This window comes from Streptomyces ovatisporus, assembly GCF_042653885.1.
Taxonomy (GTDB): domain Bacteria; phylum Actinomycetota; class Actinomycetes; order Streptomycetales; family Streptomycetaceae; genus Streptomyces; species Streptomyces ovatisporus.
The window spans coordinates 651,157-663,431 of the sequence record NZ_JBHSFH010000005.1 but is presented as its reverse complement, the minus strand read 5'-3'; the positions used below and the strand labels follow the sequence as shown (position 1 = coordinate 663,431).

The 12,275-nt window shown below is 69.2% G+C and carries 10 protein-coding genes; 3 read left to right on the top strand and 7 right to left on the bottom strand.

The window, feature by feature from the left end; all coding sequences use genetic code 11:
- Positions 1–232: 232 nt before the first annotated feature.
- On the top strand, positions 233–751 hold the full coding sequence (locus ACFPA8_RS11360) for a GNAT family N-acetyltransferase (RefSeq protein ID WP_386446227.1): 519 nt from the start codon (positions 233–235) through the stop codon (positions 749–751).
- A 30-nt stretch (positions 752–781) separates the two neighbouring features.
- On the opposite strand, the gene ACFPA8_RS11355 is transcribed toward ACFPA8_RS11360, so the two are convergent.
- From ACFPA8_RS11355 to ACFPA8_RS11330, 6 genes are read right to left on the bottom strand one after another with little or no spacing between them, the layout of a single operon-like run.
- Positions 782–2,293: a hypothetical protein gene (locus tag ACFPA8_RS11355; protein WP_386446224.1), complete on the bottom strand. Its 1,512-nt coding sequence runs from the start codon at positions 2,291–2,293 to the stop codon at positions 782–784.
- A 2-nt stretch (positions 2,294–2,295) separates the two neighbouring features.
- Complete coding sequence (locus ACFPA8_RS11350; protein WP_386446221.1) at positions 2,296–3,717, bottom strand: ATP-binding protein; 1,422 nt, start codon at positions 3,715–3,717, stop codon at positions 2,296–2,298.
- A gap of 10 nt (positions 3,718–3,727) precedes the next feature.
- The gene (locus ACFPA8_RS11345) at positions 3,728–3,859 is read right to left on the bottom strand and encodes a hypothetical protein (RefSeq protein WP_386446218.1); all 132 of its coding nucleotides are present in this window, start codon (positions 3,857–3,859) and stop codon (positions 3,728–3,730) included.
- Positions 3,860–3,873: 14 nt separating this feature from the next.
- Positions 3,874–5,439 carry an SCO6880 family protein gene (locus ACFPA8_RS11340; protein WP_386446215.1) on the bottom strand — a complete coding sequence of 522 codons (1,566 nt, stop codon included), beginning with the start codon at positions 5,437–5,439 and terminating at the stop codon, positions 3,874–3,876.
- Positions 5,436–6,752, bottom strand: a complete 1,317-nt coding sequence (locus tag ACFPA8_RS11335) for a hypothetical protein (protein ID WP_386446212.1) — start codon at positions 6,750–6,752, stop codon at positions 5,436–5,438. Before ACFPA8_RS11335 ends, ACFPA8_RS11340 begins: the two co-directional genes overlap by 4 nt.
- Positions 6,742–7,605 carry a hypothetical protein gene (locus tag ACFPA8_RS11330; protein ID WP_386446209.1) on the bottom strand — a complete coding sequence of 288 codons (864 nt, stop codon included), beginning with the start codon at positions 7,603–7,605 and terminating at the stop codon, positions 6,742–6,744. The genes ACFPA8_RS11335 and ACFPA8_RS11330 overlap by 11 nt, the downstream gene beginning before the upstream one ends.
- 276 nt (positions 7,606–7,881) lie before the next feature.
- Between ACFPA8_RS11330 and ACFPA8_RS11325 the strand changes: the two genes are divergently transcribed.
- The gene (locus ACFPA8_RS11325) at positions 7,882–8,175 is read left to right on the top strand and encodes a YiaA/YiaB family inner membrane protein (protein WP_386446206.1); all 294 of its coding nucleotides are present in this window, start codon (positions 7,882–7,884) and stop codon (positions 8,173–8,175) included.
- A 262-nt stretch (positions 8,176–8,437) separates the two neighbouring features.
- Here the strand turns inward: ACFPA8_RS11325 and ACFPA8_RS11320 are convergent, their stop codons facing one another.
- Positions 8,438–9,448, bottom strand: coding sequence for a hypothetical protein (locus ACFPA8_RS11320; protein ID WP_386446203.1), 1,011 nt, complete (start codon positions 9,446–9,448; stop codon positions 8,438–8,440).
- 217 nt (positions 9,449–9,665) lie between these two features.
- Here ACFPA8_RS11320 and ACFPA8_RS11315 point away from each other — a divergent pair, with 217 nt between their 5' ends.
- Positions 9,666–12,152 carry a hypothetical protein gene (locus ACFPA8_RS11315; protein ID WP_386446201.1) on the top strand — a complete coding sequence of 829 codons (2,487 nt, stop codon included), beginning with the start codon at positions 9,666–9,668 and terminating at the stop codon, positions 12,150–12,152.
- Positions 12,153–12,275 lie beyond the last annotated feature (123 nt).

Here is a 12,275-nt window from a genome sequence, read left to right as displayed (position 1 = left end):
ACTATCATTGGAGAAAGCCCCGTTGACGGGATACCACGTCAACGGGGCTTTTCTCATGCCCGCTGACGGAACGTCAGGACTGAGCATGCATGGGTGCGCGCGCAGGGGGCACCCGAGGAGTCTGGGAGTGCACAAGGCGGGGTCGGCACCAGGGTGCCGGCCCCGCTGCTTCGTACCTCAAGTCCAGCGCAAGCCGCTGTAGCGGCAAGGACGCGTACGGCAGTATCTGGTCATGGCCTACACGATTCGGGCGGTACGGAGCGAGGACTGGGAGAGGCTGCGTGACCTGCGGCTGGCCGCTCTTGCCGACCCGGTGGCGTCCGTGGCTTTCAACGAGACGTACGAGAAGGCAGCAGCACAGAGCAACGAGTTCTGGCAGCGTCGCGCCGAGCAAGGTTCGCGGGGACTGTTGGCGGAGACCTTCATCGGTGAGGACGGCGCGGACGGCGGGCGCTGGGCAGGAAGCGTCACCGTCCTGGACGAGGGCGACAGCGCTCACATCGTGGGCGTCTATCTGCGGCCTGACCATCGAGGGACCGGTCTTGCGGAGTTGCTCTTCAGCGCCGCGGAGAAGTGGGCTCTCGAACGGCCCTTCGTGACACGCATGGTGCTGCACGTTCATGAGCACAACCCTCGGGCGGAGGCCTTCTACCGACGGGTGGGGTACCGGCGTACCGGTGCGTTCGTGAACGATCCGAAGGCGACCGAATTCCGTGAGTACGAGATGGTCCGCAGGCTTCCGGAAAGGTGAATGGTGCGGACGGGGCGGGAGGCGGGCCGGTCAGCCGGATGGCTGAGGGCGTCCGCCGGGCAGTGGCAGGCCTGCGCCGTCCAGGGGAAGTTCGAAGACGGTGGTGAGTGGTGGGTCGAGCCGGCCGGGGGATGACCGTACGGCCATGCGGCGGCCGTGCTCGACCACGCTCTGGGTGAGGGCGTTGAGGAGCGGCATCAACTCCGGGTCGTCGCCCACTACATAGAGCGTGCCCGTTTCGTCGATGAACGATTCCAACGCGAGGCGATCGGCGCGGGCCGCTGTGCACGCGTTGCGGACATGGAGCTGGGAGAGCGGTGCCAGCGCGCGGCGGATGAGTTCCGTGGCCTCCCTACGGCGTTCGGGATGGCCGGTGAGAGTGGCTTCCAATTCGCCGGCGGATCCGGCGGCAGCCTTCGGGTGGGTGCGGAGTGTGTGCACGGGGTCGGTGGGTGCGGTCTTCGCCAGGGCCCAGCGGTGCACTTCGCGGAACGGACGGTCGTCGAGAGCCGCGGCATGCAGCCAGCAGCGGAGCAGTGTCTCGGCTGCCGCGTGCACCTCGGCGTCGATGGGCCGAGGGGAGCGCAGCGGGGCGAGGAGGGCTGTCGCCCGGGCTGCCGCAGCGTCCTTGTCGGCGCAGCCGTGGTGTGGGGACCAGCGGAGCCGGTCCGGGGTGTCGCACAACTGGCCCGGGTCGAAGAGGTGGACGGGGCCGAGTTTCGCGCGGGCGTCCTTCGTGGCTGCCCACAGGACCGGGTCGGTGGTGGCTACGAGCGCAGCGCCGGGTGCGTCGACGATGCGGCTGTGCGGGTCGGTGCCGGCGCCGGCTGTGTTCGGTTCGGCGTTCAGGAGCGCAGGAGGACCCTCGGGGGCCGAAGCGAGGCTCGCGGGTGGGGCGTGTGGCTGCGGTTGCGTGACCGAGTGGCCGGTTCGTGGTTCAGCAGCTGGTCCGGGGTCTGTCGCGTCGGGGGGGAGCTGTGCTGGAGTGTGGCCGGGCGGCTTGCTCAAGTCCGGCGTGGCGGTGGTGACTTCGGTCGGGCCGCCGGCCTGCGGCTGTTGCGGCTTGTCGTCTGTCGGCGCGGCCGAGCGGTGGTAACGGCGGGCGGCGCGCACGGCGCGGGCGCGGGTGACCGTGCCGACGGTGAAGACCGTGAGGACGAGGGCGACCATCAGCTGTCCGATGAAGACCCCCCAGAAGAGCCCGTGGCCGGGCAGCTGTGAAGCGTTCACGTGGGGCCAGGCGCCTGCCAGATCCTGCGGTGCCGCTGCGAGGTCCCTTATGGCCATGGGCGTGCGGACGAAGGTCACCCCTTGCGGCCACGACCCGTGGGCGAGCATCCCGGCGAGGCCGGTGGCCGTCCATACGAGGACGGTGACAGCGAGCAGCAGTGCCAGCACGCCCACCAGCAGGCCGTCCGGGATGCCTCCGCCGGAGCCGGAGCCGGAGCCGGATCCGGGACCGGGAACACCCCGGGAACGGCGCACGGGCGACGGGTGGCCGTCGTGGGGACGGCCGTGGTCGGGTCCGTATTCCTGCGGCATCGCTAGGCGACGGTGGAGTTGGAGGACGTCTTCGCCTGCTCGATGGCGAGGGCGCGGGCTTCGGCTTCGGCCTCCAGGTCCGCTTCGAGCGAGGCGTCGAAGTCGTCCGGCGCCGACGAAGTCTCCGTCATGGCGCGGTCGGTGAAGACGAGAGGACGTTCGGCTTCGGTGACGAGGTGTTTGACGACCTGGACGTTGCCGTTGACGTCCCACACCGCGATGCCGGGCGAAAGGGTGGGGATGATCTCGACGGCCCAGCGTGGCAGGCCGAGAACCTTGCCGGTCGCCCGTGCCTCGTCGGCCTTCTGGGCGTAGATGGTGCGGGTCGAGGCCATCTTGAGGATGGCGGCGGCCTCCCGGGCCGCGGCGCCGTCGACGACGTCGGAGAGGTGGTGCACGACGGCCACGAAGGACAGCCCGAGCCGGCGGCCGAACTTCAGCAGCCGCTGGAAGAGTTGGGCGACGAACGGGCTGTTGATGATGTGCCAGGCCTCTTCGACGAGGAAGATGCGCTTCTTGCGGTCGGGCCTGATCCAGGTGTGTTCCAGCCAGACGCCGACGATCGCCATGAGGATGGGCATGGCGATCGAGTTGCGGTCGATGTGGGAGAGGTCGAAGACGATGAGGGGGGCGTCGAGGTCGATGCCCACGGTCGTCGGGCCGTCGAACATGCCGCGCAGGTCGCCGTCGACGAGACGGTCCAGCACGAGGGCGACGTCGAGGCCCCAGGCGCGTACGTCGTCGAGGGCGACGTTCATCGCTTCGGCGGACTCGGGCCGGGGGTGGCGGAGGCGTTCGACGATGTCGGTGAGGACGGGCTGCCGGTCGGCTATCGTCGCGGTCACGTGGGTGTGGGCGACCTTCAGGGCGAAGCCCGACCGTTCGTCCAGGCCGTGTCCCAGGGCCACTTCGATGATGGTGCGCAGCAGCGCGAGCTGGCCCGTGGTGGTGATGGACGGGTCGAGCGGGTTGAGACGGATGCCCTGGTCGAGCGCCGCCGCCGGGTCGAGGCGGATGGGGGTGATGCCCATCTCCTCGGCGATGAGGTTCCATTCGCCGACTCCGTCCTCGCCCTGCGCGTCGAGGACGACGACCTGGCGGTCGCGGAAGCGGAGTTGGCGCAGTACGTACGTCTTCTCCAGCGCCGACTTGCCGTTGCCGGATTCGCCGAGCACCAGCCAGTGCGGGGCGGGGAGTTGCTGGCCGTAGAGCTGGAACGGGTCGTAGATGTAGCCCTTGCCGCTGTAGACCTCACGGCCGATGATGACGCCCGAGTCGCCGAGGCCGGGGGCGGCGGTGGGCAGGTACACGGCCTGCGCCTGGCCGGTGGAGGTACGCACGGGCAGCCGGGTCGTCTCCGTCTTGCCGAAGAGGAAGCTGGTGAAGGCGTCGGTGATTGCGGTCAGCGGATCGAGCGCGGCCATCGGTATTCCTTCAGCCCCTTCGGTGGGAGGTGCTGCCGCGGAGGAAGCCGGTCGCGCCGGCCCGGCGGGCGGCCCGCGGGTGCGGGCGATCGCCGTGCGTGCAGCAGCCGTTGGTCATGCCGTCGGTCAGGCTGTCGGTCATCGTGCGCGTCCTCCTCAGCGGCGGATGCCGGTCGCGAACGGCAGCGTGTTGACGAACGCCCGGTGATGCTCCCTGTCGCACCACTCCAGCTTCAAGTAGCTCTTTCCGGCCGAGGCGCGGATCGTGCGCTTGTCACGGGCGAGGGCTTCGGCGGAGCGTGAGGAGACGGTGATGTAGCCGACGAGGTTGACGCCCGCCGCTCCCGAGGCGAGGTCTTCGCCGCGCTGGTCGACGCGGCCGTGGGCTGCGACGTCGCGCGGGTCGATGGTGCGGTTCATCTTCGCCTGGCGGCTGGCTTCGGCGTCGTCGTTGGTCTTCTCCGTGAGCATCCGCTCGATGGCCAGTTCGGTCGGCTCGAGGTCCATGGTGACGGAGACCGTACGGATCACGTCAGGGGTGTGGACGAGCAGCGGGGCGAGGAAGTTGACGCCGACGGGAGTCATCGGCCATTCCTTCACCCAGGCCGTCGAGTGGCACCAGGGGGCGCGCGTCACGGACTCGCGCGTCTTGGCCATGAGGTACGTCGGTTCCGTGGCGTCCAGCTCCGCGGGCCAGGCGTTGCGCTTCGACATGGCCTGCAGATGGTCGATGGGGTGGTCCGGGTCGTACATCGAGTGGATCAGCGACGCGAGACGTGCCTGGCCCAGCGGCTGCCGTACCCGTATGTCTGCTTCCGTCAGGCGGGCGCAGATGTCGGTGAGTTCGCGGGCCATGACGATGGCCAGGCCCTCGTCCTTGGACAGCTTCCGTCCCGCCGCTCCCGCGGAGCGCCGGGCCGCCTTGGCGATGGCGGCGCCCTCGGCGGCCAGCTCACGTCCGTAGTGCATGCAGGCGACGAGATAGGCGCGGTGCTGCTCGCTGGAGGTGGAGACCATCGACTGGAGCTGGTCGTAGGAGTCACGCAGCCACGGCGACGCGCGCTCGTCGCCGCGCTGTTCGACGTCCTTGGCGTGGGCGTCGGGATCGGCGGGGAGGGTGCGGGCCAGCATCTGCAGGCGGGTCACGAAGCCGTCGCCGTTCGCGACGTGCTTGAGGAGTGTGCCGAAGCGGTCGACGAGGGCCTCCTGGTCCTCGCTGTCGCGCAGTCCGACGCCCGGCCCCTCGATCTCGATGGCCGCGGTGACGGTGCGGCGGTCGGCGTGCAGCAGCACGGCGAGCTCGTCCGGACCGAAGGGCGCCGTCAGCCAGTTGATGCGGCCTACTCCGGGTGGGGGGCCGACCTCGATCTCGCGCCCGTCCAGCCGTGTGCCGGCCTCGGCGACGCCGGAACGGTAGGTGCCCGTGCCCTTGCGGAGCATCCTCCGGTAGGAGCGGTTGATCTCGTACCACTTGTAGAACGTACGGCCGTTGAAGGGGACGTAGACCGCGGCCAGCGCCAGCATCGGGAAGCCGACGAGTGCGGGGATGCGGAAGGAGAGCACGGGGATCAGCAGACCGCTCATCATGCCCAGGAAGGCACCCGCGATGATCAGGGCGATCTCTCCGGTCTCCCGGTTCTTGCCGATCATCGCGTTCGGGCGGGCGCGGCCGATCATGTACGTGCGGCGCGGAGCGGCGCCGACGTGGGGGTGCGTCGTCATCCGCGGTCACCTCCGGTGCGGTTGCTGGTGCTCCTGGCCGGGCGGGACGGCGTCGAGCTGTCGTACGTACGGGGTGCGGGCGGCGCCGGACGGCGGGGGACCTCGCCTCCGCCGCCTCCTCCGCGGGAGCTGTGAGCGGCGACACCGCCGGCCACCTGGCTGCCGGGCTGCTTGGCGCCTGCGTCGCCGCCGCCCGCGGCGGAGCCGCCTCCGCCGCCGCGTGCACTGTGGGTGTTGATTCCCTGCCGTACGAGCGCCGCCGGGGACGAGACGACTGCGGCGGCCGAGCGGGAGGCCGGATCACGGGAGGCGTTGCGGTGGTTGACGATCTCGTCGCCGAAGCCGGGGACGAACCGGTAGATCATGGCGCTGGCGAAGATGGCGAGCAGGATGATGGCCAGCCCGGAGACGATGGCCGAGAAGGCGTTGGGGCCTTCGTCCGAGGACAGTGCACCCGCCAGACCGAGGACGATCACGATCACCGGCTTGACGAGAATGACCGCGATCATGATGCCCGCCCAGCGGCGGACGTGGCCCCACATGTTCTTGTCGACCAGCCCCGCGTAGACGGCGGTGCCGAGCAGCGCTCCGACGTACAACAGGGCGGCGCGGACGACGAGTTCGAGGTAGAGCACGCCGGCGGCGAGGACGGAGATGAGCGAGACGACGATCAGCATGATCGGGCCGCCGCCGATGTCCTTGCCCTCCTTGAGGGCCTCGGAGAACGTCCCGAAGAACTTGTCCGTCTGGTCGGACGTGCCTGCCGCGATGATGTCGGTCACGCCGTCGGTCGCGGAGACGACGGTGTAGAGGATCAGCGGCGTGAAGGCCGAGGCGATGACGGTCAGCCAGAGGAAGCCGATGGCCTCGGTGAGGGCCTCCACGAGGGGTACGCCGCGGATGGCCCGCTTGGCGACGGCCAGCAGCCAGATGGTGAGCGTGAGGATCGTCGACGCGGCGAAGACGACTGCGTACTGGCGCAGGAACTCCGGGTTGGTGAAGTCGACCTTCGTGGTCTCGTTGACGAGCTCGGAGAGCTTGTCGACGGTCCAGGAGGCGGCCTTGGCGCAGCCCTGGGCGAGGGAGGTGAGGGGGTCGAGGGTGCTCGTCGGGTCGGGGGCGGTGCTGCCGCCGCCTCCTCCTCCGCCGCCTTCGCCCTTCTCGCAGTACTCCTTGGCGGGGCCGATGAGTAGATCGCAGGGCTCATCGTCGGCAGGCGCTGCGGAAGCGCGGCCAGCAAACAGGAGCGCCATGCCCTGCAGACCGGCAACAGTGGCCCCGAGTTTGAGAACTCGGTGATCACTAGCGGGCATAGGTGAACCCTCCGTACTCCTCGACCGCGTCGCTGATCTCCTCAGCGCCGGACGCGGCGATGTCGCCCTGAACAGGAGCGGGACCGTCCTTCTGAGTGTCGTCGACGGCCTTCCAGTCATCCCCCGTCCAGCGGAGCTTGAAAGTCCAGGTCTTCCAGTCGGTGCGCACTGGATCCTGTGAGCCGGTCCCGGCCATCCCGATCAGGCCCGTGTACCAAACCGCGACTGTGGCCTGCTCTTCCTCGAACTCCATCACTTTCGTCCCCACAGGGATCGTCCGGCTGATGAAGGTCTTCCCCTTCGGGGGGTTTCCGTCCTCGTCAAGCCCCAGTCGGTCCAGGAACTTCGGGCCGTAGGCCTTGTCCTGCGGTGGCTTGAGCTTTGCGGCAGCTTCCTCCGTATAGACAGTGTCGACGATCTCGTGGCGAGTGTCTTTGTCGAACATCCCGTCACCGCCCAGCGCCACCGCGTAGTTCGCCGCCGCGCTCTCCGCGCCCTGCTCGGACTGCGGGAAGCCCGAAGCGATGCCGCCCTCGTTGCCCTTCACGGGCTTCTGTCCGGTCGGAGCGGTCGGTTGCGCCCCGCCCGCCTCCTTGCCGCCGGATCCGGCGTCGTCCTCCGAGTCTCCGCCGCTGCGGTTGGCGAAGGCGATGGCGGCGATCAGCAGCACCACGACACCCACGACGGTGATGAGGTTGCGTCCGGGGCGCGACGGGGGTCTGCCCCCGCCCTCGCCGTCCGGAAGACGCGTGCGGGTGGTGGTGAGGCCGGACGGACCACGGCCGTATGCCGCGCCTCCGCCTTCCTCTCCCGTACGGTCGCGCTCGCCGTACCCCTCGCCGCCGATACTCATCCCGGACGTGCCCCCTCGAACCTCATGCTCCGTCAACTGCCGTCAGTGCATTGTCCCCTCCAACGAAGGTAGCTGTGTCACAGCCCTGGCGGGGATCCTGTGGATAACGGGGGGCGCTCGTCTTACGATGCGGTACGCGTACGGCCTCATACGCCCCGCCCGTCTCAGGGGTCACGGCTGTTGCGTGTGTCCGCGACCTGCATCGGGTCGTCTACCCATGCCGATTCGAGTACTTGTACTCATGTGAAAGTACCGTGGGGCCGTCAGCCTGGCCTCATGACTACTCCTTCCGTTCAACGGCCCACCACAGCGGCCTTCTTCGTGCAGTCGGCCGTCGCCTTCGGTCTGTCACTGGCGGCGGTCGTGATCGGTATCGCGAAGCTCCCCGTCGGAGCCTGGGAGCGCAGTTTCCTCGCACTGGGGCTGGTCTTCGTCGTCTCGTCCGCGTTCACGCTCGCCAAGTGCGTGCGCGACCGGCAGGAGGTGGAGGAGATGACCAGCAAGGTCGACAGGGCCCGCGTCGACAAACTCCTCACCGAACAGGACCCGTTCGACCCGCACCGCGTCTGAGGGACCGGCTCCCTGCAGGTCCGCCTCCGGCGCCGGACGCTTCGGTGGCGCCCGCGGGGAGTTCGGTGAGCGGCAGCCTGCCGGAGAGACAACGAACCTAGGGCACGTCGTTTGGATCTTCGCGGGCTCGCGACGCCCGGTCCGCCCATCTGCTGCGTTGTCGGAGTCGTCCGAGTACGCCCAGTACGAGGGCGATCCTCCGCCTGGCATCTGGACGCACCGGACGCCGCTCGCCGACCCACGAAGATCCAAACGACGCACCCTAGCCGCGCCGCCGGTAGACGACCGGCGCCTCCCGGGACAGGTCGGACTCGTCGGACCCCTCGGCCTCCGCGGGGTCCTCGTACCAGTCCAGCCGCTCCCGCAGGGCCCTCTCGTCCCCGTCGTCCAGAGCGACCATCAGGGCGTCCTTCGGCACGTCGGCCCCTCCGTCACGCAGCGCCGGCTGATTCACGAAGGGCTCACCCGCGTACGGATCGTCCGGTGAGGTGTCGGGCCCGGCCTCCCGGTACTCCCACACGCCTGCACGGTGACGCACCGCCACCTCACCCACGTACCAGACCGCGCCCTGGACGAAGGAGTCGTCCACGTGGTCCAGAAGCTTCTCCCGCGTCCCGTACCGGCTGATCACCAGCCGTCCCAGCAGATCCAGCGACGCGGGGGTGAAGTCCCAGACCGCCGTGGCGCTCCCGGTCTCCGCCGCCCACGCGTCGAACCCGGCCTTCCGGGCGTCCAGCCACTGCACCAGCCACGGATGCTGCTCCTCCGGTTCCCACGGGTCCAGCCCGGGTGTCGCCTCCTTGACCGGCTTCCACCCCGGCTCCCTCCCGCGGCGGGCGGCGACCTCGGCCCGCACCCGGTCGGCTGCTTCCTCGAACACCCCGAAGTCCGCACGTTCCTGCGCCTCGATGATCAGACGCAGTGGGTCCAGGGGCCCCGTGTCCAGCTCCGTGTCCGGCAGTACGACCGGGTGCCCGTCGCTGCTCCACCCCCACCGGCCGCCGCCGGCGTGCATCAGCGCCTCGCCCAGATACGCCATCGCACCCTGGAGGAAGTCCCGCGAGTCCTCGGTCTCCTCCGGCACATAGGTCAGGACGACGGCCTCCTCCAGTACCCGCAAGGAGTCCGCCGTCAGGTCCGGGCGGAAGTGCGCGGGGGTGTGCCAGGTGTCCAGACGCATCACCAGCGCCGGCACGTCGCCGATCCACTCGGCCAGGTCCGGGTCCCCACCGGGGGCCGCCGCTCCGGCGGGACCGCTCGTGTTCTCAGGCATGAGGCGCACCCTAGTGCTGCGACCGGGCACCGGACACGGGCTCGAACTGGCAAGTCATGACGGAGAGTTGCGTTCACGTAACATCGGGTTCGTCCGCGCAACTCCTGTCAACCCGTCACATTATGGTGTGTCATGGCGGGGGGCATCTTGACGGGGGCGGTGACCCGCGCCCGGACGACTCCGATCCCGTGGCCCCCTGACCAACGGGACACAGAACATGAGCAACGCCATACCGCGGCGCTCGAACTGGCTCGGCCGCACGGCCGTCCTCGCGTTGAGCGTCGGCATCCTCACGGGCGGACTCCCCGTCCTGGACAACCTCCAGGACGCCGAGGCCGCCCCCAAGCGGTGCACCGACATGTACGGCACGCCCGACCGGGCTCCGCGGCTGCGGAGCCTTCCCGGCTTCAAGGCGCCGGGCAAGTACCAGTGGCGTACCAAGGGCGACACCAGGCGCACCTACACCTACGACAGCCCGCGCAAGGCTCTGTCCGGCCTCCAGATCCCCGCGGGCGGGGAGGCGAAGAAGGCCTACGACAGGGTCAAGCCCAACCCGGATCTGTACGACAACGCCACACCCGAGCACGCGTGGGCGTACTGGAAGCAGAACCAGCGCAAGCCTCCCAAGGACCGGTACAAGGGCACGTTCAACGAGTACGTGAACACCCTCTACGTCAACGGTGAGGCGAACAGCCGCCGCGGTGTCGCCTACGAACGGGAGAACGCCCGTTACTTCAAGCTCGGCGGCGGCGACTGGTACTGCCAGTACTCGCTGCGCGACGAACTGCCCGAGATCTGGGCCGAGATCGTCGAAGAGATCACGCAGGAGATGATCGACCAGTACGGCGAGCAGCGGGGCCGCGAAGAGGCGAAGAAGGTGCTCAAGGAGGACCGCCGCTTCGACGCCTACCGCAACAGCCGCGGCCAGAAGGTCATCTACGAGTTCAAGTCGGGCCGTGACGTCAGCAGGAACCAGATCCTCATCGACAAGGCCATGGCCAAGCGCGGCTTCCGCGTCGTCTATGTCTTCGGCCGCGAGCCCACCAGGAACACTCAGAACCTGCTGCGTCAGCACGGGATGAACTGGTACCAGCACCGGGCTGTGGAGAGCGGGCGTTACACACCCGGTGAACACACCCGCAAGGACACCGCGTTCAACAACCCGAAGAACAACTGCCCCACAGCGCAGCTGAATTCGGTGCAGACGGCAGCGCAAGCGAAGCCCTGCACGGGCCGGTCCTCCCGCGGCGCCGCGAACGACATGGCCCGCGAGTCGGGAAAGACCAAGGAGGAGGCGCAGCGCCGTGCGCAGGCCCGGGCGAAGGCGCCGGGGGCGATCAACCGGGTGCGAGGGCCCGGCGGGATCGACTTCTCGACGATGGAGCTGCGCTACATCACCGAGCCCGTCAAGGGCAGGGGCATGGACTACGGGTTCAAGGCGGACCTGAACGAGGACGAGGACGCCAACCCCTCGTGGGGCGGGAGCGAGAAGATCGACCTCTCGTCCGACGCGATGTTCACGTGGCTCGCGCTGGACCCCAACCGGTTCTGGGTCAACCTCAACCCCGACCAGCCCGACAAGGTCACCGACGACAAGCTGGCCAGGACCGACGCCGGGCGCGTGCTGCTGGAGGCCGACCTGCAGATGAAGCACGACCTGGCCAAGGTCATGGTTCCCGACAACCCGGTCGGCAACCGGCTGTGGGACTCCTTCCGGCACGTCAACGGCGCACCGTGCTGGGACACGTACCGGTACTTCATCGAGCCCTACCCGGCCACGGTCCGTGAAGAGGGCGGGAAGCTCTTCGTCCTCGATGCTCCGATGGACGTCAAGGCCGCGAAGATCAAGAGCAGTGACTCGGGGCAGTGCGAGCAGCCCAAGGAGATCCAGGACTACAACTTCAGGAAGATCCAGGAGATCGCGATCCCGGATCTGGAGAAGACCGTCAACACGGCTCCGGACTACGCCGACCTGCGCAGCGTCTACACGTCCCGCATCGCAGCGGAGTGGATCAAGCAGAAGGACGCGAAGCGGCCCGGCGACTTCCATTCGCTCATCGGCTCCGACGACGCCACCGCGTGGCCGTCGCGCACCGAATGGGACCGGAACAAGATCTACGCCGACTACCTGAAGTCCTACAAGGAGGGTGACTTCCACTTCAAGCGGAAGTACGAACAGGACGGCGCGGTCCTCGAGTTCGAGTTCGCCACCGGCGGTGTGGACTTCTCCAGGCAGCCGAAGCCGGACAACGTCTCCAAGGCGAAGTTCGAGGCCGATCACCCCGATCTGCCGGACACCGCGCGGCAGTCGTCGAAGTCGACCATCCAGTACGACGGCGATCCGGGCACCGGCTACCTGGGCGGCAACAACTACGGCTCGACCGGCGACGGTGACGGCGAGCCGCCGACGGACGACCCGACCCGGCCGGGCGACCCGGACCCGTCAGGTGACCCGGACCCCTCGCCCTCGGGCGACCCGGACCCGTCACCGACGGGCCCTCCGGCGACCCCGGCCCCGGACCCCACCACGTCCACGCCGGGCGGCACCAAGCCCGGCCAGGGCCCGCAGGATCCGGACGGTGACCTTGCCGACACCGGCTCCGACCTGCCCGTCGGCCTGATCGCGGGCATCGCCGCCGCGCTCACCGCCGCGGGTGCGGCCCTGGTGTGGTGGAGGCGCAGGCGCATGGCCGCCGGGGGCTGAGCCCGGTCCCGGTGCCGTACGCGGCGTGAGTACAGGCGGCCCCGCCCGGGTTCCTTCCGGGCGGGGCCGCTCGCGGTGTGCGGATGCCCCGGCGGGCCCGCCCACCGGCCATGGCCTGCCCGG

Excerpts from the sequence above, each read along its gene's own strand:
- ACFPA8_RS11340 (WP_386446215.1), bottom strand. The coding sequence starts at position 5,439 with ATGACGACGCACCCCCACGTCGGCGCCGCTCCGCGCCGCACGTACATG.
- ACFPA8_RS11335 (WP_386446212.1), bottom strand. The coding sequence starts at position 6,752 with ATGCCCGCTAGTGATCACCGAGTTCTCAAACTCGGGGCCACTGTTGCC.
- ACFPA8_RS11325 (WP_386446206.1), top strand. The coding sequence starts at position 7,882 with ATGACTACTCCTTCCGTTCAACGGCCCACCACAGCGGCCTTCTTCGTG.
- ACFPA8_RS11350 (WP_386446221.1), bottom strand. The coding sequence starts at position 3,717 with ATGGCCGCGCTCGATCCGCTGACCGCAATCACCGACGCCTTCACCAGC.
- ACFPA8_RS11320 (WP_386446203.1), bottom strand. The coding sequence starts at position 9,448 with ATGCCTGAGAACACGAGCGGTCCCGCCGGAGCGGCGGCCCCCGGTGGG.
- ACFPA8_RS11315 (WP_386446201.1), top strand. The coding sequence starts at position 9,666 with ATGAGCAACGCCATACCGCGGCGCTCGAACTGGCTCGGCCGCACGGCC.
- ACFPA8_RS11355 (WP_386446224.1), bottom strand. The coding sequence starts at position 2,293 with ATGCCGCAGGAATACGGACCCGACCACGGCCGTCCCCACGACGGCCAC.
- ACFPA8_RS11345 (WP_386446218.1), bottom strand. The coding sequence starts at position 3,859 with ATGACCGACAGCCTGACCGACGGCATGACCAACGGCTGCTGCACGCAC.
- ACFPA8_RS11330 (WP_386446209.1), bottom strand. The coding sequence starts at position 7,605 with ATGAGTATCGGCGGCGAGGGGTACGGCGAGCGCGACCGTACGGGAGAG.
- ACFPA8_RS11360 (WP_386446227.1), top strand. The coding sequence starts at position 233 with ATGGCCTACACGATTCGGGCGGTACGGAGCGAGGACTGGGAGAGGCTG.